The organism is Pseudomonas palmensis, assembly GCF_017848315.1.
Classification (GTDB): Bacteria; Pseudomonadota; Gammaproteobacteria; order Pseudomonadales; family Pseudomonadaceae; genus Aquipseudomonas; species Aquipseudomonas palmensis.
Window position 1 is genome coordinate 1 of the sequence record NZ_JAFKEC010000046.1, and the last position, 19,036, is coordinate 19,036.

The 19,036-nt window shown below is 59.7% G+C and carries 24 protein-coding genes; 3 read left to right on the forward strand and 21 right to left on the reverse strand.

All coding sequences use genetic code 11. The features are described from left to right. From JZZ72_RS20475 to JZZ72_RS20505, 7 genes are all read right to left on the reverse strand, one after another. A partial coding sequence (locus JZZ72_RS20475; protein WP_210015020.1) for a host specificity protein J occupies positions 1-2,645 on the reverse strand: 2,645 nt, incomplete at its 3' end. A gap of 56 nt (positions 2,646-2,701) precedes the next feature. Next, positions 2,702-3,319, reverse strand: a complete 618-nt coding sequence (locus JZZ72_RS20480) for a tail assembly protein (protein WP_210015068.1) — start codon at positions 3,317-3,319, stop codon at positions 2,702-2,704. A gap of 48 nt (positions 3,320-3,367) precedes the next feature. Continuing rightward, on the reverse strand, positions 3,368-3,718 hold the full coding sequence (locus JZZ72_RS20485; protein WP_210015021.1) for a lipoprotein: 351 nt from the start codon (positions 3,716-3,718) through the stop codon (positions 3,368-3,370). Positions 3,719-3,769: 51 nt separating this feature from the next. Beyond that, on the reverse strand, positions 3,770-4,090 hold the full coding sequence (locus tag JZZ72_RS20490; protein WP_210015022.1) for a hypothetical protein: 321 nt from the start codon (positions 4,088-4,090) through the stop codon (positions 3,770-3,772). A gap of 72 nt (positions 4,091-4,162) precedes the next feature. Next, positions 4,163-5,044, reverse strand: coding sequence for a phage antirepressor N-terminal domain-containing protein (locus JZZ72_RS20495; protein ID WP_210015023.1), 882 nt, complete (start codon positions 5,042-5,044; stop codon positions 4,163-4,165). Continuing rightward, on the reverse strand, positions 5,041-6,060 hold the full coding sequence (locus tag JZZ72_RS20500) for a BRO-N domain-containing protein (protein ID WP_210015024.1): 1,020 nt from the start codon (positions 6,058-6,060) through the stop codon (positions 5,041-5,043). The genes JZZ72_RS20495 and JZZ72_RS20500 overlap by 4 nt, the downstream gene beginning before the upstream one ends. Then, positions 6,038-6,211, reverse strand: a complete 174-nt coding sequence (locus JZZ72_RS20505; protein ID WP_309475752.1) for an Arc family DNA-binding protein — start codon at positions 6,209-6,211, stop codon at positions 6,038-6,040. The genes JZZ72_RS20500 and JZZ72_RS20505 overlap by 23 nt, the downstream gene beginning before the upstream one ends. A 147-nt stretch (positions 6,212-6,358) precedes the next feature. On the opposite strand from JZZ72_RS20505, the gene JZZ72_RS20510 reads away from it, so the two are divergent. Both JZZ72_RS20510 and JZZ72_RS20515 read left to right on the forward strand, forming a co-directional pair. After that, positions 6,359-7,018 (forward strand): helix-turn-helix domain-containing protein, encoded by a 660-nt coding sequence (locus tag JZZ72_RS20510; protein ID WP_210015025.1) that lies wholly within the window; start codon positions 6,359-6,361, stop codon positions 7,016-7,018. 141 nt (positions 7,019-7,159) lie between these two features. Then, a complete protein-coding gene (locus tag JZZ72_RS20515; protein ID WP_210015026.1) occupies positions 7,160-7,621 on the forward strand; it encodes a hypothetical protein in 462 nt (153 codons plus the stop codon). A 316-nt stretch (positions 7,622-7,937) separates the two neighbouring features. Here the strand turns inward: JZZ72_RS20515 and JZZ72_RS20520 are convergent, their stop codons facing one another. Further along, entirely contained in the window at positions 7,938-8,486 is a 549-nt protein-coding gene (locus JZZ72_RS20520) for a superinfection exclusion B family protein (RefSeq protein ID WP_210015027.1), read from the reverse strand. 442 nt (positions 8,487-8,928) lie between these two features. Between JZZ72_RS20520 and JZZ72_RS20525 the strand changes: the two genes are divergently transcribed. Next, positions 8,929-9,177: a hypothetical protein gene (locus JZZ72_RS20525; protein WP_210015028.1), complete on the forward strand. Its 249-nt coding sequence runs from the start codon at positions 8,929-8,931 to the stop codon at positions 9,175-9,177. A 130-nt stretch (positions 9,178-9,307) separates the two neighbouring features. On the opposite strand, the gene JZZ72_RS20530 is transcribed toward JZZ72_RS20525, so the two are convergent. From JZZ72_RS20530 to JZZ72_RS20590, 13 genes are all read right to left on the reverse strand, one after another. Further along, positions 9,308-10,063, reverse strand: a complete 756-nt coding sequence (locus JZZ72_RS20530) for a C40 family peptidase (RefSeq protein WP_210015029.1) — start codon at positions 10,061-10,063, stop codon at positions 9,308-9,310. Between the two features lie 2 nt (positions 10,064-10,065). Next, the gene (locus JZZ72_RS20535; protein WP_210015030.1) at positions 10,066-10,818 is read right to left on the reverse strand and encodes a phage minor tail protein L; all 753 of its coding nucleotides are present in this window, start codon (positions 10,816-10,818) and stop codon (positions 10,066-10,068) included. A 9-nt stretch (positions 10,819-10,827) separates the two neighbouring features. Then, entirely contained in the window at positions 10,828-11,166 is a 339-nt protein-coding gene (locus tag JZZ72_RS20540; protein ID WP_054915196.1) for a phage tail protein, read from the reverse strand. Continuing rightward, on the reverse strand, positions 11,166-14,516 hold the full coding sequence (locus JZZ72_RS20545; protein WP_210015031.1) for a phage tail tape measure protein: 3,351 nt from the start codon (positions 14,514-14,516) through the stop codon (positions 11,166-11,168). The genes JZZ72_RS20540 and JZZ72_RS20545 overlap by 1 nt, the downstream gene beginning before the upstream one ends. A 3-nt stretch (positions 14,517-14,519) precedes the next feature. Next, the gene (locus JZZ72_RS20550) at positions 14,520-14,780 is read right to left on the reverse strand and encodes a DUF1799 domain-containing protein (RefSeq protein ID WP_210015032.1); all 261 of its coding nucleotides are present in this window, start codon (positions 14,778-14,780) and stop codon (positions 14,520-14,522) included. Between the two features lie 53 nt (positions 14,781-14,833). Beyond that, entirely contained in the window at positions 14,834-15,217 is a 384-nt protein-coding gene (locus JZZ72_RS20555) for a phage tail assembly chaperone (RefSeq protein ID WP_210015033.1), read from the reverse strand. A gap of 9 nt (positions 15,218-15,226) precedes the next feature. Then, the gene (locus JZZ72_RS20560; protein ID WP_210015034.1) at positions 15,227-15,880 is read right to left on the reverse strand and encodes a phage tail protein; all 654 of its coding nucleotides are present in this window, start codon (positions 15,878-15,880) and stop codon (positions 15,227-15,229) included. A 61-nt stretch (positions 15,881-15,941) separates the two neighbouring features. Beyond that, entirely contained in the window at positions 15,942-16,445 is a 504-nt protein-coding gene (locus JZZ72_RS20565) for a KilA-N domain-containing protein (protein ID WP_210015035.1), read from the reverse strand. 129 nt (positions 16,446-16,574) lie between these two features. Further along, the gene (locus JZZ72_RS20570) at positions 16,575-16,988 is read right to left on the reverse strand and encodes a phage tail terminator-like protein (RefSeq protein ID WP_210015036.1); all 414 of its coding nucleotides are present in this window, start codon (positions 16,986-16,988) and stop codon (positions 16,575-16,577) included. Beyond that, positions 16,985-17,659 (reverse strand): hypothetical protein, encoded by a 675-nt coding sequence (locus JZZ72_RS20575; RefSeq protein ID WP_210015037.1) that lies wholly within the window; start codon positions 17,657-17,659, stop codon positions 16,985-16,987. Before JZZ72_RS20575 ends, JZZ72_RS20570 begins: the two co-directional genes overlap by 4 nt. Before the next feature lies 1 nt (position 17,660). Continuing rightward, a complete protein-coding gene (locus tag JZZ72_RS20580; RefSeq protein ID WP_210015038.1) occupies positions 17,661-18,053 on the reverse strand; it encodes a hypothetical protein in 393 nt (130 codons plus the stop codon). Between the two features lie 271 nt (positions 18,054-18,324). Further along, positions 18,325-18,702, reverse strand: a complete 378-nt coding sequence (locus JZZ72_RS20585; RefSeq protein ID WP_210015039.1) for a hypothetical protein — start codon at positions 18,700-18,702, stop codon at positions 18,325-18,327. A 2-nt stretch (positions 18,703-18,704) separates the two neighbouring features. After that, a complete protein-coding gene (locus tag JZZ72_RS20590; protein ID WP_210015040.1) occupies positions 18,705-19,010 on the reverse strand; it encodes a HeH/LEM domain-containing protein in 306 nt (101 codons plus the stop codon). Between the last annotated feature and the right edge of the window lie 26 nt (positions 19,011-19,036).

Sequence of the window (19,036 nt, forward strand, 5' to 3'; positions counted from 1 at the left end):
TTTGCCTGGTAGATCCGACCATCGACCACGACCATCTGGTCTTTCACGTATGGCTCACCTGGGTCGTATGCCTTGAGCCCGTCCAGCGCATCGATCTGGTCTTGCAGGCCATCGATCTTGTCGATGAGCTCCTTGCCCAGCTCAGTCTCGCCAATTTGCCCTGCAATGAGGTCGAGGATCGGCGAAGCATCCATGCCGCTCTGCCCCAGTACGCCGTTGCCCACGGGATACCACGGCCCGATGTTGCCAGTGCGGTCGACGAGGCGTGCCCAGAAGAAGAACGACACGCCCGCAGCCAGCCCCTGCAGCATGAAGTCACGCTGCGGGTATGCCAGGTCGGTGAGTTTCGTGGCCACCGACAGGTCATTGCTTGGGCTGTACCAGATCTCGGTACGCTGTGTGTCCTCGGCGCCGGGCGGAAAGCCCCAGCGCAGGCCGATTGCGAACAGCTCGCTCGAGGCGTTCAGATAAGACACCGCCGGTGGCAGGCCCTCCTTGCCCTTGAGGTCGGTGAGGATCGAGTCTCGCCAGATCGACGAGATATCGAACGCACTGACTGCTCGAACCCGAGCCAGGTACTGGCCGGCGTAGATACCGACCACATCGACTGAGGTCGCCCCAACGCGTTGCAGCTTTATCCAGTTCCCGTTGTCCTTGCGCCATTCCACGTCGTAGGCCACGGCCCCGTTCACGGCCGGCCAAGCAATGGTCATGGTACTGACCGCGATACCTTGGTCTACGGCATGGTTCGAGGTCAGAACCACGCTCGCCGGTGGAGGAACGACGGTGATCGGGATCACGCTGATCGGCCGCTCTTCCAGGCGGGCCCCGGTGTCGATATGCGCAAACTTGCTCGGGTCGTACTGCACCGCGCTGATCTCAAACACACCAGGCTCTGGGCGGGTAACGCTTGTCACACGGTACAGCGGTACCGCCAGGTCGTCAGCGTCGAGCGCCCACACCAGCTCAGGCTCCGGTACCACCGAGTAGGCAGTGGTGACGGTTACGGCCCGGCCGCTCACCGATTGAACGGTGCGTGCCTGGCAGGTTCCATCCGGCAGGTTGAGGATCAAGCGGTCACCGGCCTTGGCCTGGGTGTCACGGTCCAAGCCGATGGTGCGGCCGGATACAGCAGCGATGCGCCCGCCAATTGGCCGGCCCGCCAACAGCTCGTCCGCGACCGGGATCACATAGCCCGGCAACGGGATTCGCCCATCGAGCCCGACCTTGAAGGTGATGCCTCGATCTCGTGAGTTCGTCAGCAGCGCCCATTTGCCGCGGCGCTGGGCCTCCGATTCGCGAGTGCAGCCGATCGCGCTAATCTCCAGCACATTGTCGCCGTAGCGGCGCTGCAGCTTCTGGTCGGTCACCGAGGTGACATCGGTGTCGTAGCTGTTCGCCGGGTTGTCGTAGCTGATCAGGGCGCGGCTGTAGCGCGTGCGCTCCGAGGCGCTCGAATAGGTGAACTTGCCGTCGATGACGTTCGCCCGGGTGTAGGCGAAGTCGAAGTCGGTGTCGCGCGGCATGTCAGCCAAGCTGTACACCTGCCCCTGCGCCCAGTAGGTCATACCCCGGTAGATCGCCGAGATATCGCGCAGCAGGCTCCAAGCGTCAGCTTTGCCCTGAAGGTTAAGATTGCAGATGAAACGCGGCTCCTGGCCGCCCCTCCCGTTCGGTACCATCTGGTCGCAGTACTGGGCGATCCGATAGAGCTCCCACTTGTCGACCTGCCAGGGCTTGATGCGCCGACCCAGACCAAAACGGTCATTCACTGTGATGCCGTAAGTGTGCCAGGCCGGGTTGTCGGTCCAGGCCTCTTTGAAGGTGCCATCCCAGACCCCGGTGTAAACCCTGGAGCGCGGGTCATAGTTGCTGGGCACCTGAAATTTGCGGGCGTCACAGTCCACAGTGACCGCGGGAATGTTGCGGAACTGCTCGGCCGAGAACTCGATGTACAGCAATGCGGTGTTCGGGTATCGGACCTTGGCGTCGATCACCTCAGTCCGCCCGACGATCTGCATGGTGTCGGCGATCTTGTTGTTGTTCTGGTTAGGCGTCAGCCGGCGGACGCGCAGCAGCCAGCCACTGGTAGCCTTTGGCAGGTCGATGCGGCGGGTGCGCTCGTAGGTGCTGGTGGTCTTGCCGTCGACAGCCTCCAGCAGCACCTGCTTATACGCGCCGCCGTCAGTAGCGAGGTCCACGGCGTATTCAATCCGATAGCCTTTGACGTTCCCTCCTGAATCGACCGATTGCAGCATTGGCCAGGCAAAGCGCAAACGGATTGCTGACAGCTCCAGCCTGTCGATCGCGCGGATGTAGGCGTTATCGCTGCGCAATTCGACGCTTTCGCTGATCTCGTTCTCGATGGACGGGATGCCTGGGATATGGCCCTGCTCCACCGATCCGGTACGCCACTCCCACTTCACGTTCGGGAAGTTCAGGTTGCCGGCCGGGTCGGCAAGCGGCGTGCTGTCCAAGTAGATGTCGCGGGCAGTTGGCGTGCCCTCGAACTCACCCTCGCCCACGGCGATCAGCATTTTTGCCACGGCGATCGAGCGCAGGCTGTCCGGCGCCTCTGTAGGCTGTTTCGGCTTATCCGAGCCGCCCTTGGCGCCGACGATGTCCAGTTTCTGTGCTGCGCCCATGCTTTCCTCCAGGCGTAAAAAAACCGCCAGGCGGCGGTCGGTGTTCTGTGTGCGGGTTACATCTGGTCTTCGGCGTAGATCGCGGCACTGATGATGGCGCCGCCCCAGCGTCGACGGCCCAAACAGAGTGGTACGGGGTTGCCGCTGGCAGTGGTATTTCGTGCCGAACCAAACGCATACCCAGGTGTGTTTTCAGGGGCGGCACTCGTCTTTAGGCCTTTGGCCTGGGGGCTGAGCATTTGGATGACGCCGCCTACCGCAAGAGATACACCGGTCGCACCAACGACCCCCCATGCACCACCAGCCGCGAAACCACCTACCCCACCTGTCGCGATTGTTGCCGCGACAACTAGGGCAACACCGATGACTGTTTGCAGTAGACCTGCCCGCTTGCTACCAGAAACCACTGGAACGAGCCGAATTTCCTGACATCCGCCGAGGCTAAATTCATCCTCCCCAGTATTTTTACCGTTCCGAAATACTGCAAACTCGAGCCCTTTCTGCTTCGCACTTACCAGGAATTTCGAGAACCCAGGGTGGTTCGCGTCAATCGCCTTGACCATCTCATACACGCTTCCCGAATCGAGCAAATAGTTATGTTCTCGGCCATATTTTTTCGCCAAAGATCCGCCCAACAGGATCTTGGTGCGAGGAGTGTAGTGAGCCGCTGTCATTGCCATGAGTTACTCCGGGCACAAAAAAGCCGCCCTGGGGCGGCAATGTTAAAGGCAGCTTTGAACTGCCTCGATTCGTCTGTTCTTTCGCCAATCCATCAAGCCGGACTGAAAATATATTTCAACTTTCGTTCCGTTATTTACTGGCTTGAAATCTGCAAACTCAACCTGACCGGCACTTACAACAGTTTTCCCACCTCCAGGCAATGGCTGAAGAGAGGCGTCGTAATGGGCGCCAGCAAGTGACTGCTCCTGCCAAGCGAACAATACACATTCTGAAACTTCGTTCACGGCCTTGGTGCTAGCTAGGGCCCTAGCAGGACCTTCAGCTCTACGCTCCCCCATGGAGGCACACCCCGCCAACACCGCTACCGCCACCGCCCCAAACAGAATTCGCATGTGATCCCTCCTTGCTAGAGAAGGGATCGTAGCATCTAGTGCCGGCAAGATTTAAGCTGTAATGGCACCTTCAACAAAACCCAAGGCGGTCAGCACGTCCTTCCTGATATTGAAGGTCCGGCACATGAACAGCATGTGATTGCCATTCTTGGCCTCGTCGAGCATCTCGCGGACTTCTTTGGACACCACTGACCGATCCAAAATCATGTTGATCTGAAACTCAGAACCCTCAGGGATCTTGGAGTTGTCCATATCACCCTCGTTAGACCCAAGAATGACGTTGGCCCTCATTGTCTTCCCAAGATACTCGACCCTCAACACTTCGTTACCTTTGGCGTTTCGCGGTTTTTCTCGGCAGCTCACTGGATTCATCTTTGGTATTCCTTGAGTTGATTTGGGTGCGCCGAAAGCCCGCATGGGCGGGGTTCGGTTTTGTGTGGATGGTTACCGCGACAGGCCGTGCGCAACGACCTCTGGCATTTCAGCCTGCAGCTTCTCGGCCAGGCGCTTCAGGGGCTTGGCCACCGACTCCTTCCAGAGAATCTGCTGGACCGGCTTGCCGTCGCTGTGCTTCTTGCCAGTGTCGGTGATGACGGCGTACTCCTTGCCATCCGGCGTGACCTCCCAGCGCTTCTTGCCAGGCTTGTAGGCCACATGGTGCTGTAGCCCACACTGGGCCAGCAGCTTGTTCATGCTTGCCGCACTCATGCCGAACTTCGCGCCAAGCTCGGTTGGCGTGTAGTTCAGCTCCTGGGCTTCATTGACCAGGCGCTTCACACCGGCCATTTCCATAAGGTCGATACCGATTGCCGAGCGGACCATGCTGTTCGCGCTCAGGATGGCCTGGTTTCCTTCAAGCCCCAAGCTCTCGGCAATTCGCTTGGCGGCGTCGAAGCTGTCAGCGGCCACCGGTAGGCGCCGCTCAAGCGGTATCGAATCCTCGTTGGCTGCCGGCTGCTGTGCTCGGGGATTTACAGCGTGGCCATCGTTCCAGTACTGCCAAAGCGCATCATCGCACTCATTCTGATAGTCGATGATCGTCTGTCGAATGCTCTCATCAACCTTTTTCGGGTTGACGCTATACATCCAGGCCGGGAGCTTCTTCAGCGGCAGGCACACCACCTCCCTTGCTTGGTCATCTCCGGGGAGCTGCGTAACCATATGGGTGATGCAGGCCTCGAACCTGTCTACCAGCTTTCGGTGCTGAGGCTGCCAAGCCATCCCCATGCCTTCGACGATAGGCCGCATGGGCACGAATGGCTCGTCATGATGCTCAACGATGAAAAGATTGGTGCCATGAAACGGAACAGTCATCAGCGCGCTCATGCTGCAGCCCTCTCCTTTGGTGCATCAACCGCATAACGCTGAGGCTCTTCCATCACACGACCCAAGCCTTTCACAAAGGAGGTGATTTCCCGCAGCTTGTTGCGGTAGGTGCGAAGCTCCCACCAGGCGCCGCGGATGTCGAAGCCTGCCTTCTCCAGATCCCACAACAGGCTCTCAAGAGGCGTGGTGCCGTCACGCGTATCGCGAATGTCTTCGAGCGTCACGTCCAGCCACGCCTGTTTTTCGTTGCGGACAGTCAGCATCCCTTCGCGGATGGCTGCCAGGGCCTCAATTGGGTAGTGGATGTTCAGCGGCAGCTGCAACTGTGGCGGCTCCTTGGCGATGAACTCACCTTCCAGCACGCTGTAGGCTGCAATGAAATTACAGGCGGCTTCGAACTGGCCAGCCGGGATCAGCTCGGTGCGCGGTACGTTGAAGCGGGTATGCAGGCGATTGTGCATGGTCAGCGCGAAGCTTTGACGCTTGTCCGCCGCGACCGCTCTGCCCTTGTCCCTGATCAGGCCCTTGATGACGCTCAGCTCGCTCATGCCGATCAGTTCATCCATGAGGGTTGGCATCTTCGCCTGCTGGTCATCGTAGCGGCCGCGCTTGCGGATCGCTGGCAAGACTTCAGCCGTCACCCACTTCTTGAAACGCTTGGCCTCGGCCTTGCGACTACGAAGGACCGCCGAGTACAGACCGGACTCATTGATAACCAGCATTTCCTGAGCGCCGCCAGGGGTCGGCACAATCTGCCGACCCTTCTCGTCCTCATCTAGATTGCGAGTCATGTCCTTGGCTTCTGCGTAAAGCAAGGCAGCCGAAACGTCGGCAGCCACGAACCACGGCTGATCATTGATCAACAGCGTGCGCACCTGCTGCTTGCCGAAATTGAACGGAATCACGTTTGTGCTATTATTCGCCATGACGATTTCTTCCTGGTAGTTGATCTCGTTACTCAAAGCCTCAGCGCCTGCCAGCACTGGGGCTTTTTCATGCCCGCTGTTTTTGCTCATCCTGCATCTCCTGCTCCAGGGACTTTCTCAAGCGGAAGACGATCTCTCCGCTCAGGCTCCGGCCGTTCTCTTCAGCCTTTCCAGCAAGCGCTTTGCGCATCATTTCCATCAGCCGAACGCCCACCACCTTCTTTTCTTTGGTCGTACTCACATCTCCACCTCACTCATGTTTAGTTTGTGTAGTTTTGTTCCCTTTGTGTCGTTTGTCAACAACAGTGTTTCGTTTGTTGCATTACTTGCCTTTAGCGGCATACGCTTGGTATGGGGATAACGCATCCCGAGCAACGCTAGGACACACATGAACGCAACATTCGCTGAAAGACTTGCTCATCTGAGAGCACAAAAGGGCCTAACACAGCGCGAACTAGGCGCCGCAGCCGGGGTCGCCTGGTCGATGATTTCTAAGTACGAAGCCGGAAAATCAATGCCCCGCCTCAAGGTTCTGATGCGACTGGGAGAAGCACTTGGCGTCTCTGTGGAGGAACTTCAGGGGGCAGAGTCTGGCCGCCCGAGCGTTGAGCTATACGAAGGATTCTCTTCACGCCTTCTTGAATTGCGATGCAGGAAAAAAATCAGCCTCCGGCTGCTGTCCAAGAGGACCGGCATAGAAACCTCAGTACTGACCGAGTTCGAGCTAGGAGATCTCTCTCCGAGCACTGATGACCTCTACAACCTGGCAGACGCCTTAGGAGTCAGCGTGTCAGAACTGGCTGGACAGAAAGATGAAGCGGAAACTGTTCGAATCAAGCTCTCGTTCGAAGAGAGCCCGGACGAACCCGTAACCTTTGCAGTAACCCCAGAGTCTTACCAATCACTAATCGAGGCGGCAGAGAAATTTAAACTCACACCAGGGGAGGTTTTGGCGCGACTCATCGAGTCAGCTGCCGGAGCTGCGAGCGACCCAGGCAATGCCTCAGAGGGCGCTCTTAACCTGCTCGATTCGATGAAGCTCCAGTAGCCCGCGTTGTTTTGCGGCCTAATCTGTAAAGGGCGCAACCCAAGCCCGGCCAGCCCGGCTTTTTCATAAGCGTCATAAATTAAAAAACCCAGCGCCCGACCGCGCGATAACGCTGTGCACCTCTTAGCTACGGAAAGCCTCATGAATGAATGGATGAACAATCCGCAACTCTGGATCAACAGCGTAGTCTCCGCACTTATCGCACTCGCGCTACCACCGCTGTACCGTCTCGGACATGACAAAGCTCAGCTATTGCTGTCCGGAGCAAAGGGCCGGATACGATCCTTTTTCCGAGGTCGCAAACTGAAAGACATGAAGCGTATCAAGGCTGCCAGATTTGACAGCGTAAGAATTAACAGAGAGATCGTACTTAGCTACGCGATGCTAACGCTGTTTATCTTGACTGCTGCATTGTGCGTTGTGAGTTTCGGGTTTGCACCTAATGAGGCGCATAAGAGCTATGTTCTGGCCATCCTATACGGCTCGCTAACCGGTATTCCACTTCTGATTTTTGAGTTCGCTTGGCTGGTAACATCTACCCGAGTAGACGAGATGCTGAAGTATCGACGCCGTATCAAACGAAATGGTCGCCGGCTCTGCTAGTTTAGAGATCTGCGCTTTGCTGACTGTTTCATCTCAGCCGTCTTCCACTGGATATCCGCGTGTCCGAGTCCATACTTACCTTCAAATACCTCAGTCACACCCAGCGGGACGACGGCACGATCGCGAGCTACACCATCGAAGTAACCAACACGCATAGCGATAAAGTCGAAGTGTTCCAAATAGAGCCCAGGCACCTTGCCTCAGCACATGAAGCGACTTCTTTTACACCGGTGCATGCTCTACACCGTAAGGCAAAAGAAGCATGAGGAAATGATGGTCGAAATGTTCGATGCTCAGCCAGATCGGTGAATACCCCTCACCACCCTCGATCCCGCTTATCAGTACGATAGAAATTCGTCGTACCATCAAGAAGCTCCGGATAGGCGTGAACATATGTCCAGGCCAGCTCACTTATATTGTGAGCGAATCCTTCAAGAATACTACCCATGGATGCCGACCTGAATATTATCCTGCTTGCAACTAACCCCTGCACAACGCCATCATCAACGCGGAGTGTATTGGCTCGTGTATTGTTTGCGACGTAGTATCGCAGAATCTGCTTTTCATCTTCGGTTAGAGAGCGAAGTTTCTCAAGAACCCTTCTCTCGTGCTTACTTTTCTTGAACCTAATGCCTATTAACTTCCCAACTGCCGACACGACATAGACACCCCAAAGAACAGAGCTTACCAACAGCGCCATCCCCAGCCATTTCTTGTTATCACTCACAAAGGAGCTAAGTCCTAAAGATTCCAGCCAGCCATCCGGAGCGAAAAGCAGGAATCCAGAAACCAACGCAACAGCTACGAAATAGCGGGGCGCAATTTTGAGTAGCTCAACGGCTGATTTTAAAAGCTCGGCGAACATTTTTACCCTCGGCACGGGCCTGATGAAGCCTACAATTTACCACAGCCATATAGAGGCTACCGCCAAATGCAAAAAGCCCAGCGCGGGGCTGGGCTTCAATCCTAGGAGCTTCGTTAACGCCTGCGTCTCTGCTCTACAAGTGCGTCAGCGATCTTGGCTACCTGCTCCACTGCATCTTTGATGTAGTTCGTTCCGCTAGCCCCTTTGAGGGCATCTGGCAGCGCCGCGGCAGGATACGCGTCCCACGCTTCACGTTCGGTACGACGCTTGCCCCAACCACCAACTGCCACCATCGGCCCACGCCTGTCCACCCATCCACCATGGACGGAAAGCCAGTACGTGGCCTGGGCCGGGGCGTAGTAGCGTTGTGCCTTCCAACGAACCGCCCCGGTCCGTTGCCGGAAAGCCCATGGACTGGGGCATGAAGACCTAGGAGGTCGATGTGAGCAACGACAGAACCGTAGAACAGCGCCTTAATGACCTTGAGCATGCGCTCAGGACAGCCATTGTTTTCAATATGAACGCCGCGGCGGTGTTGGGACGACGCCTCGCCTACGGGAATGATGCTATCGCGAGCGCAATTGCGCAGGAACTACAAAGCCTGAAGTCCGAACAATTCCAAAACATCGACAAAGCTCTGCACGACAGCTACATCGACAACCTTGTACAGAGCATTACCGGTCGAGTTTGAATCCAGAGGCATAGTAGAAACCCAAGCGAGGGTGCTGAACCATCAGCACTCTCCAATCGGAAGATGCCCGTTTAACCTCATCACGCTTTTTTTCGCTTGCCATATTTACTCTCCTGCGGCCTGGCCGCTTTCACTTCGCGTCCCGATGACGCAACACAAGGCGTGTCCGGGCAAGCCATGGCCCGCCGAACACGATGATTTCTGATGGCCTGCCGTACAGGTGATGCAGCAGGAACGGGCCCTGGCCGAACACCTGGACCTGCTCGTCTGGCAGTTGCGGGTCGGCGCCCAGGTAAATCCCAGCATGGTTCGGGTGCGCCGTGCGCCCCACCTCCATGACGATCATGTCGCCGTGCTGTGGCCGGTCGACCTGGTAGAAGCCCGCCGCCTCATAGGCCTGCTCGTACAAGCTGGGCCCGGCGGCCTGCTCCCACCACCCGTCCTCCCGTGCGTAGGCCGGGAACTCCAGCCCCCACTCCCGCTGATACCAGTCTGCGCAGGCCTGCCAGCAGTCCCAGGCGCCGTGTACGAATGGCCGGCCGAGCAGCGGCGTGCTGCCGCTTGGGGTGATGGTCCGCAGATCGCCTTCAGGCCAGGACAGGATATGCCAGGGCAGTGCCGTGGCTTCGCACATGGCCAGGTCACGCGGTGACGGCCTACTGGTGGCGTCGGGGTGCGAATGTACGATGCCGATCACCTCGCCCTGATCTTCCGCTGCTGCGTATTCCTCCGGCGCGATCCGGAACTCTTCGCCCGGGTTGCTCGCAGTGTTGGTGCACGGCACGTAGATCTGCTTTCGGCCTACGGCCAAGATCAACCCGCAGCACTCGCGCGGGTACTCAGCCGCGGCGTGCGCTTGCACGGCGGCCAGGATGTGTTTGCGCATGGTCAGCTCCGTGCGATCAGGGATACGGCCGGAAAGCCTCCGAACGAAAGCTCGTTGGTTTCGCCGAAGCGCAACTTGCAGGAGCTGAGGCAACCCTTGCACTGGTCCTTCGAAGGGTCGTCCGTGGGGTTGTCCTCGTCGTCAAACATCGCCGCGCCGGTGTAGTTGCAGTCAGGGCCCCGATAACCATTGGTCATGGCCCAGTGGCAAAAGGTGGTCATCTGCCGGCCCGGCAGACCGAAGCCGTCAATCTCGCCCGGGGAAGAAAGCTCCCACACGACCATCTCGCCGTCTTCGCCGGTCTTCTGGTCGATGTACCAGATCTCGAGCGCCTCTTGGGTCGGGTCTGCTTCGGGGTTCCCGCCCGGGAAGTTCTCGGCATCCAGGTACTGGGCCAGGGTCTCGCGTACAGTCAGTTGAAACTTCAGCAGGTCGTCGAACGCCAGGCACAGCGCAGTGATACGGCCGTTGACGTTGCCAGCGGACAATGTCGGCCGGGTTGCAGAGCCGTTGCTGTCCGCCCCAATACCTTCGATCTGCACTGGCCAGGCCGCATACTCGTTGCCCTGCCAGAAGATCGACTTGGCCGGCAGCTGATCGGCGTTCGCGCCGGCTGCAGCTAGTTCCTCGGGCGAGTGCGGGATAGCGTGGCCGTGGAATCGCAGCACGTCGGCGCCGTGTTCGGAGCCGTCGATTTCAAAGAGGATCACCTCATTGCCAGGCTCCAGCTTCTGGATGTCTCTGATCAGGGGCATGGATTGACCTTAAGGGTGGAATGTCTGCGTGAATGTTGCGGCCAGGGCGTAGATCAGGCCGCCGCGGTTGCTGAGCTGGTAGCCGGCGCATTTGTACAGGCCGAGCTCTCCAAGCGGAGGCGTCCATAGAAAGGCCTTCGCGCCCTGGTGCCGATCAAGGAAGGCCTTTACGGCCTTCACTTGCTCCTTGGTGCCGGTGCACGTGATGGGCCAGGACTGCGAGCGGTTGTTCAGGCTTTCGCCAACGGACTGTTCGTATCCATCCGCAAAGCGTTTGGTTCGAACCGCAAAGGTGAACTCGCCCTGCTCGCCAGACTGCAGCCGCCAGGTGAATGTCTCGATAGCCATCAGCGCCCCTTCAATGCCGTGTTGATACGGCCGCCCTGCCTGAGATCCTTGGCCATCATCTGGTTGTACTTCTGCTCAACAAACGTCGCGAGCTCGCTGCCGAACTGCTCGTACCCAGCGGTGTCGGCCGACGAGGCGGCATTTCCCTCGCCATCGATGCTCACCGACACATGGATCACCGTACCGCCGCCCGCTCCAGCTGCCGCAGCGGATACCGGCCCAGCCCCCAGCGGCGTGATCGTGCCGCCCTCGGCCCCCATCATCAGGTAGGTCTTCCCTCCCTGATTCAGCAGCTCCGGGCCCAGTTCGTTGACCTGGTAGAGCGAGTTCGCCGCTACCGGTCCGCCGGCGGCACGTTGACCAGAGACGAAGTTGTCCATGATCTCCGGGCTGTAGCCAGCCTGGGTTGAGCCTGCAGAGGTAGGTGCGCTGCCGCCACTGAACCAGGCGCCCAGCGCACTGCCGGCAATGCTCGACAGCAGCCCTGAGGCAGCCTGCCGGGTGGCAATCCGCGCCATGTCCGCCAGGATCGACTTGGTGAAGTCGGCGAACGAGAACTTGCCGGAGATGGCGAAGTTCGCGACGGAGTCTTCCATCGAGCTGAAGGCGTTGGTGAACAGGCTCTTGGTCTGGCCGGCGACATCTCGGGCCGACTCAAGGTAGTTCTGGAAGGCCGACGAAGCGCCGGCGCTCCAGCTGCCCTGGGCAGTGGTCATGTCGTTGTAGTTGGCGATTGCAGTTTCCTGCAGGTCGCGCTGGGTTTTGTCGAGCGCCGAGAGCTTCTGGTTGTACTCATCGAGGCTCATGCCGCGGGAGCCATCACCGTACTGGTTGGCCAGGTCCAGCTTCTGCTGGTTGATCCGGTCGGCGATACCGTTCTGCTGGTCCTGCAGGCCGCGTTGCCGGTCGCCCAAGCCGAGGCCTTCGGCAGATCGCTGCCCTTGCAAGCGCAGCGCCTTCACCTGCTGGTCCAGCGCGCTGGTGTAGGTCTGCACCGCCTGGGCCTGCTTGCGCAGCCGCCCCTCCTCGTTCGTGGCCAGCACGGCCAGTTCCGAATCAGCGTCCTTCTGCGCCTTGACCATGTTGGCCCGGGCATCGGCGATCTTCTGGTCCAGCTGGATCTGCTGGGCGGCCGAGGTACCGGCCTTGCCCTTGGCAGCTTCGAGCGCCGCGATCTCCGCCTGATAGGCGTTGGTCACCTCGCCTTTCTGCTGCTCGATGATGGCCGCGCGCTGGGCCGCGTACGACTCCTGGGAGATGATGCCGGCCTTCTGGGCTGCATCCAGCTCCTTCTGATTGTTTTTGTACTCAGCCAGGATGGAGTTGAGAGCGTTCTTCTGTGTGTTGAAGCCGGAGAGGTCTACAGCGCCAGTACGCCCAGCAGGATCCTTGTACTGCTCGGAAATGTTGCTGCGGACCCTTGCGACAGTCTCCGGGTTGAGTCGAGCATCAGCTGGATCCTTCTTCCTGATGACATCCAGCGACCGCTCGTACTCTTTGAGCGCCTCGCTGCGTTTCTTAGAGTTGGTCCAGGCAGACTTCTCCAGGGCATCGACCTTAGCCATGGCCTTGATGGTCTTCTCGTTGGCCTCCGCCTCCTGGCGGTCAAATGCGGCGTTTTCCTCCTGGGCTGCTTTCTTATCCTTCAAGAACTGAAGCTGATCAGTGTAGAACTCGACCATCGTGTCGCGGTTCTGGAAGGCACCAACGTCGCCGCGCTCGGCACCGGCCAAGTTGATCTCGGCCTGGCGGATATCGTCGTCGATGCTCTCCCGACCAATGTTTTTCAACTGATCGGCAGCCTTGGCGACCGCGTTGTAACCGCGCTCCCACCAGCTCAGGTTCTCGATGATCTTTGGGGTGCGCTCGTTGATGGCGTCTGCGAAGGCTTCGGTGGCGAGCTTGACGGCGTCCGCGTGCCTGCCTTGCTGCTCAAGAGCGGCAATCTGCGAATAGACCGAGCTCGTCAAGTAGTTGTACTGCGTGTTCAGCGCGACCGAGGCTTTCACTGGGTCGTCCGCCAGCTTGACGAACTCGGCAATGGTCTCGGAAACCGCCCGGCCCGTTGCCTCCTCCATCGACACGGCTGCTTGCGCCACATCCATGAAGCTGTCGCCAGCGATCTTGCCGCTACCGGCCAGGCTCGCCAGAACCGATGCAGCTGCCCCAGTTGTGCCAACAGTCGCACTCACCTGCTTGGCCATACTGCCCAGCTGATCGGCAGTCAGCCCGGCGGAATTACCCGTCAAGATCAGCGCGTTGCTATAGGCGTCTGCCTCTTCGGAGCCTTTGTAGAAGGCATACCCCAGCGTCACTGCGGCAGCAGCCGAGACGGTAAAGGGATTGATCAGCCCCAGGATGTAGCCGCCCAAGGCACGCGCCGCCGGGCCAAGCCCGCCGAACATATCCTTGAGCTGGCCGCCCTGCTGCAGGGCAACCATCATGATCGGCTGGCCAGCGACAATCGACGTGAAAATATCAGTGAACTGAGCCGGTACACCTCGCAACGCTGCAGCGGTAGCCTTTGCGGTCATGCCAGTGCTGCTCAGCGCGGCATCCGCACTACCCAGGGCAGACCTCGCCTGGTCAACCTTCGTCTTGTACTCAGCGAAGGTCTCGGGGTCGAGGGCGCCGCTGGCCTTGAACCCCTGCAGCTTCTGCTCCATCTGATCCAGACGACTCATGGCTGCGACCGTAGGGTCGATTTTACCGAGCAGGTCGTCGAGAGCCTGGCCCTGATCGCGCTGCGCGGCGGATGCGCTCTTGGCGGAGCCGGCCAGGCGCTCTTCTGTTGCCAGCAGAGCTTGTGCGCGGGTATTGATGGCGGCCTGCCGACTGGCGTTGTCCGACAGGACGGCATTCGCCTGGCTGGTAACTTCGGCGGTTTGAGCAGTAGCGCGGTTCAGCGATTGAACGTACTCGCTCGCCTCCAGGGATGCCCGCGCCATGGCCAGAAGTCGAGCCTGCTGCTCATCAGCAGTTTCTGCGGCGCGGTGGCTTGCCTGGGCCCCTGCGTCAGTGGCGGTCGTCAGCGCGGCCTGGGCCTGCCCGGCCTGCTCAGCCCCGGCCTTGAATGCAGTCATGCCCGCCGCGGCGGTGGTCACGGCACGGCCGACCGTGATCATCTGCTGTGCCAGCTCAGCCTGCTTGGCGTTGAGAGCCTGCAGCTCCTGAACAATCTGCCGGGTATCACCCTGCATCCCGCTCAGCGCTGACTCCCAGGCGCGCCCGGTCTTGCCCGCCGATTCCTCGCTACGCTTGCCAGCGTCTGCCAGCTTGTCGAGGTCGCTTGCAGCCTCGACAGCATCGCCGGAATCAACCTTGATCCCGAGTTCGGCAATGGTGGTCATGATCTACTCCACGGATTCGGCCATGACGGCCAAGGCCTCGGCCTCCATTACACGGAGATCGGGAAAAATGTCGGGAAGGTCGCGGCGCTTGATGCCGAGCATCGAAGCGATGGCCGGGATGATTGAGTAGTCCAGGCCTGAGGGGCCGCCCATGCCCGTCCGCCACTGGGTGGACATTGCCTCGAACAGGCGGAAGGCTGGCCAGGCATCCGGCCAGACCTCAACCTCTTCTTCGGGAAGGTCGGCGCGGCTCAGGCCGAGCATCGCCAGCTGCCCTTCGGAGGCCCCCTGCTCGTAGACAGCCCTGGCCGCGCTCTTCAGTTTCCCAGGCGGGCGGGGCTGTATGCGTTCTGGAACGCGTCGATGACAGCTTTTGGCGCGCCGGTGCAGGTTCGCACCAGGTAGAGGATGGCGTCGTCGCTGAACTCGTCGTCGAGATCCCAGCCGACCACGATATCCTTCAGCTGATCTGCCTGAAGCTCGATCTCGGCGGCAGTGGCGTCCTTCCAGCTGACACCTTCCTCCTTTGCCTTTTCCGCCCAGGCATCGCGCGCCTTGTTCCAGCGATCGAACATCTCGGATAGCGCGATACGGTCCAAGTAACGGAACTCGAAATCAACCTCGACCGGGGCGAAGCCGACCCGTGGAAGCTGTACCGCGGCGCCGAACGTTGGGTTCTGCGCGATCTTGATCTTCGCCATGGAGCCTCCTTAGGCGTTGTAGCGGGTCGGGCGACCGGACAGGCCGATGCTGATGGTGCGAGTCATCAGCTGGTTGCGGTCCATGGTCGGGGTGCTGGTGATGCTGACGTATCCGGGCATCAGGATCTGGCGATTGCCTGGCAGCTTCAGGCGAACCACCGCAAGTTCCTTGGAGTCGTCATAGCCCTCGACCACGCTGACATATCCGGCCTCGGGTTGGTCCTCGACGTTGATCGAGACGCTGATCGGGTTGCGGTTGGTGGGGAACTGAAGATCGTCATCGTTCTCCAGGTAACCGACAGTGAGGAACTGCTGCTCGCCACCGGATACAGTGAAGGCGGTGACCTTGGAGATCTGGGTCCAGCCCGAAACCGGTACAACAGCCCCGGCGCCAGCACCTGCGGTGAAGCGTTCCTCGTTGGTGGTATCGAGGCCAGCCAGCGAGAAGGCGTCGGCGGTAACACCGGACGCCTTGACGGTGCGGTCGTTGATCAGCGCCCAGCCTGAGTTGATCAGCAGGATATCGCCAGCGTCGATGCCGTGCCCGACGGAAGCGGCCACCGGCGGCTTGGCGTTGGTCAGAGAGGTGAAAGGTACAGCGATGCCGAGAACAGAAGCGATCTCGACAACAGAGCCGTTGGGCAGCGGAATGCGTGCGGCCATGGTGTTTTCCTCTTGGGTAGAAAAAGCCCGCACGCGGCGGGTTTCATGGGTGTATTTCTTGTCAGGCTGCGTCGAGGCCCAGGGTCATTTGCAGTTGGCTGCGCCAGTGCTCGACTTCTGCCTCAAGCGGAGGCTTATTCCAGCGGTGCTTGACCAGTTCTCTGCCAGCAAAGCTGCCTCGCTCGTTCTGATCCTGAAGTGCCTTGCAGGCACGGTCGAATTTCTGCTTTTCGTCCAGCTCGCCGCGCAGCAAGGCATCGATGTGCAGGTCGCACCAGACGGCAAAATCCACGTCCAGCCAGCGGGCGAATGAGACCGCCAGCTTTGGGTTAAGCCAGGTGCCGCCGCTGCGGCCCTTTGCGCTTCGAACTAAAAGGTGGGATTCCCCCACATTTAAGTGGCGCGCCAGCGCATCCATATACTTGACCGACTCAGGAAGGCGCAGCCATTCGGCAGGCTTCTTGCCGTAGCGCTTGGCCACATCGGTCGCGTTGATCCAGCCCTCGCTATTGAAGCGAACGGCCTGGCCTTGATAGTGAAACGGAATGACGTTGCTCTCGATCATCTGTGCCACCTCGTTCATCAGGCGAATAGATACGCAGCCGGGGCGGACGGATGAGCGGACATCCACCGTTCGGCTGTACGGGCCTAGGCTGCGTGTTTGGTTGGCCGCCAGGAGAGGCCGTTGAGGGATTTACAGGTCCGCGACGCCGCGGTAAGTGAAGCTGGCCGGGACCGTGTAGGTCGCAGGCTCGGTGATGGTGGGCCCCTGCTCCAGCGGCTCGACGATCAAGCCTTCGAAGCCGTTGCGGCTGAGTTCGGTGTCGACTCGGAACAAGATGCTCAGTTCGTCGACCAGGACCTCAGCAGTAGCCAGCGCCTGGCCCGCCGGGCAGACGATGCTCACCTGGTAGACACCGGTGTACTCGTAGGCGTCGCCACCCAGGTAGCGGCAGCCGGTTCCAGCCGGCAGAAGGTACGCCCGCAGGTAGGACTCGTTTGTCTGTGGCTCAAAGCCTTCTTCAAAGTTGGCGACCCGGATCGGTCGCGCCGCAGCCCAGTCCATCAGTTTGATCTCGATGGCCTGACGAGCTCGTGCATGGCTCATACTTGGTTGTTCCTGATAGCTTCGTCGACGATGCGCTGAAAGTTGGCCAGGGTGACCCGGACCATACCGTGCGGTGCCTGGGTTGAGTGCCCGTATTCCAAAGGCACCGCGTAGATTAGGTTGTTCACGATGTAGGCCGTCTGGCCAATGGTCAGGGCCTGCACCTGGGCCTGCAGGTCAGCGATCGCCTGGCTGCCCGACGGGTCGATGCGGTCAAGTTCTTCGGTAGCTGGTGAATCGATGGAGAACTGCCAGTTACCCCGGAACCGACCGCCGATGTAGCCCTGGCCAGCGACAAGGCCATTGGTGGCGAAATTCTGCACGCGCTCTGTCTTGGTCAGGGGCTTCGCGTACTTGACGCCCTTGCGCAGATTGCCGGCTTTGGTGAAGTTGTCCTGGTTCAGGTTGATCAGGGTGTTACGGACCGCGACCTTGAAGTCGTAGTCATCGGCGGCTCTGGTTGCCTTGGCCCGATGGGCCACGTTGGCCGCCCATATCTCAGGGTTGCCTACCGGCGACATGCGGATAACGCTGCTGCCGATCTCGATCACGATCTCGCGGAAGGTAGCGTCCAGGGCTTGCTCCGCCTGCTCGGCGAATGCCCGGATAGCTTCGGCAAAGCCGCCCTGCTGACCACCGTATCGCTGGGCCATGTGTGAGCCACGCGCCATATCACTTCCTCAGCTGGATGGTCCAAGTCGCCTGGGCAGGGTCCTGGGACACGTTGAGTGCGCGGTAGCCGTTCACTTGGTCACCGATCTTGGGCAGCGCGGGGACATCGGTTACAGCGCCTGCCTGCCCCTCGAACAATTCGTTCTGCAGCACCAGCAGCTTCACATCCTCGGTCTGGATACGCGAGCCATCGATTTCCTTGGCCAGGTAGCTACCGAACACACCGCGCCCGGCGTAATTGATGGTCGAGGCCGGGACAGTGCCGCCGATCTCGGGGTCATATCCGCCCTTCACGGTGCGAGATCCGGCTACAGGCTTCACCGCGTCAGCAAGGCCGTCTGGATCATCGAACGCTTCCGCCAGCTCGGTCTGGATTTCTTCTCGCATGCTCATTTCAAATAAACTCCAGCCAACCCCCTGACAGAGATCGGACATGACAAAAAAAGCTGAATGCGAAATGGCGATACGCCAACTTGCTCATACTTGGGCGGGTACCAAGGCGCAGCCGCCAGGCTGGCATCCGAGTTTCGGAGAGTTCAAAGACTGGCTTCGGGCCCAAGGTTATGGGCACTACCTAGAGTTCAGGAGCGTGATGCCCGCGAACGATGTAGCTGAGCAGTGGTTTGATCAGGAGCTGAAACAGACCTGGCGAAACTGAAGGCAGTTACACCCGCTTCAGCATCACGGTGCCAGAGCGCCGGATCCAGGGTGCGATGAGGTCGAGAGCGAAGTTCTCGCCGGTCGAGCGATCGACAGACCCCGCGAAGTAGGTCTTACTGGTCGAGGTGCCAGCCTGGGCCGACACAGTCTTGCTCTGGATCTCGCGCTGGGTGTCCTTGTAGAGCTGGCCGGCGGCGGCCAACTTGGCCACCTGCGCGCCAGCACTCACGATGGCGTCCGGCACCGGGTTTGGCACCGTTCGCTTTATCTTGGCCGTCAGCCAGGCGTTGGCCATGGCCACGGCAAGGACCGCATCACCGGCGCCAGCCCAGCCCTGCCCGAGCTTTTCGTCAACGTCAGCGACAGTGATGAAGTCAGTCATGATCACTCCTGGGGGATCAGGGCTTGCAGGTCGGGCTTTTTCGCGCCGGCGTCGAACTCGATGCCCTTGGCAGTGAGCCATTCCTTCAGTTCAGGAACGTTCATCTTGCGCGGGTCAGTCTCGGCCTCTTCTTGGCCATCTTGCTCGCCAACCTTGATACCCGCAGCCTCATAGGCCTCGACGATCTCGGGCGCCTCGCCTTCGACCACAACATGCGTTGCGCCGTCGATGACCCCGAAGAACTGGCTCAGGAGCCGGTAACAAACGCCGCGCTCGCGACCTGGCTTGTCGGTGTAGATGACTTTCATGGTGATCTCCTGCGTAGGGCGCCAGG

What these genes read in the sequence shown, in the direction of transcription:
- JZZ72_RS20485 (WP_210015021.1), bottom strand. Translation starts at nt 3,718, where the DNA reads ATGCGAATTCTGTTTGGGGCGGTGGCGGTAGCGGTGTTGGCGGGGTGT.
- JZZ72_RS20530 (WP_210015029.1), bottom strand. Translation starts at nt 10,063, where the DNA reads ATGCGCAAACACATCCTGGCCGCCGTGCAAGCGCACGCCGCGGCTGAG.
- JZZ72_RS20500 (WP_210015024.1), bottom strand. Translation starts at nt 6,060, where the DNA reads ATGAGCAAAAACAGCGGGCATGAAAAAGCCCCAGTGCTGGCAGGCGCT.
- JZZ72_RS20545 (WP_210015031.1), bottom strand. Translation starts at nt 14,516, where the DNA reads ATGACCACCATTGCCGAACTCGGGATCAAGGTTGATTCCGGCGATGCT.
- JZZ72_RS20560 (WP_210015034.1), bottom strand. Translation starts at nt 15,880, where the DNA reads ATGGCCGCACGCATTCCGCTGCCCAACGGCTCTGTTGTCGAGATCGCT.
- JZZ72_RS20490 (WP_210015022.1), bottom strand. Translation starts at nt 4,090, where the DNA reads ATGAATCCAGTGAGCTGCCGAGAAAAACCGCGAAACGCCAAAGGTAAC.
- JZZ72_RS20575 (WP_210015037.1), bottom strand. Translation starts at nt 17,659, where the DNA reads ATGGCGCGTGGCTCACACATGGCCCAGCGATACGGTGGTCAGCAGGGC.
- JZZ72_RS20520 (WP_210015027.1), bottom strand. Translation starts at nt 8,486, where the DNA reads ATGTTCGCCGAGCTTTTAAAATCAGCCGTTGAGCTACTCAAAATTGCG.
- JZZ72_RS20535 (WP_210015030.1), bottom strand. Translation starts at nt 10,818, where the DNA reads ATGCCCCTGATCAGAGACATCCAGAAGCTGGAGCCTGGCAATGAGGTG.
- JZZ72_RS20495 (WP_210015023.1), bottom strand. Translation starts at nt 5,044, where the DNA reads ATGAGCGCGCTGATGACTGTTCCGTTTCATGGCACCAATCTTTTCATC.
- JZZ72_RS20590 (WP_210015040.1), bottom strand. Translation starts at nt 19,010, where the DNA reads ATGAAAGTCATCTACACCGACAAGCCAGGTCGCGAGCGCGGCGTTTGT.
- JZZ72_RS20540 (WP_054915196.1), bottom strand. Translation starts at nt 11,166, where the DNA reads ATGGCTATCGAGACATTCACCTGGCGGCTGCAGTCTGGCGAGCAGGGC.
- JZZ72_RS20570 (WP_210015036.1), bottom strand. Translation starts at nt 16,988, where the DNA reads ATGAGCCATGCACGAGCTCGTCAGGCCATCGAGATCAAACTGATGGAC.
- JZZ72_RS20510 (WP_210015025.1), top strand. Translation starts at nt 6,359, where the DNA reads ATGAACGCAACATTCGCTGAAAGACTTGCTCATCTGAGAGCACAAAAG.
- JZZ72_RS20515 (WP_210015026.1), top strand. Translation starts at nt 7,160, where the DNA reads ATGAATGAATGGATGAACAATCCGCAACTCTGGATCAACAGCGTAGTC.
- JZZ72_RS20580 (WP_210015038.1), bottom strand. Translation starts at nt 18,053, where the DNA reads ATGAGCATGCGAGAAGAAATCCAGACCGAGCTGGCGGAAGCGTTCGAT.
- JZZ72_RS20555 (WP_210015033.1), bottom strand. Translation starts at nt 15,217, where the DNA reads ATGGCGAAGATCAAGATCGCGCAGAACCCAACGTTCGGCGCCGCGGTA.
- JZZ72_RS20550 (WP_210015032.1), bottom strand. Translation starts at nt 14,780, where the DNA reads ATGCTCGGCCTGAGCCGCGCCGACCTTCCCGAAGAAGAGGTTGAGGTC.
- JZZ72_RS20565 (WP_210015035.1), bottom strand. Translation starts at nt 16,445, where the DNA reads ATGATCGAGAGCAACGTCATTCCGTTTCACTATCAAGGCCAGGCCGTT.
- JZZ72_RS20585 (WP_210015039.1), bottom strand. Translation starts at nt 18,702, where the DNA reads ATGACTGACTTCATCACTGTCGCTGACGTTGACGAAAAGCTCGGGCAG.
- JZZ72_RS20480 (WP_210015068.1), bottom strand. Translation starts at nt 3,319, where the DNA reads ATGACAGCGGCTCACTACACTCCTCGCACCAAGATCCTGTTGGGCGGA.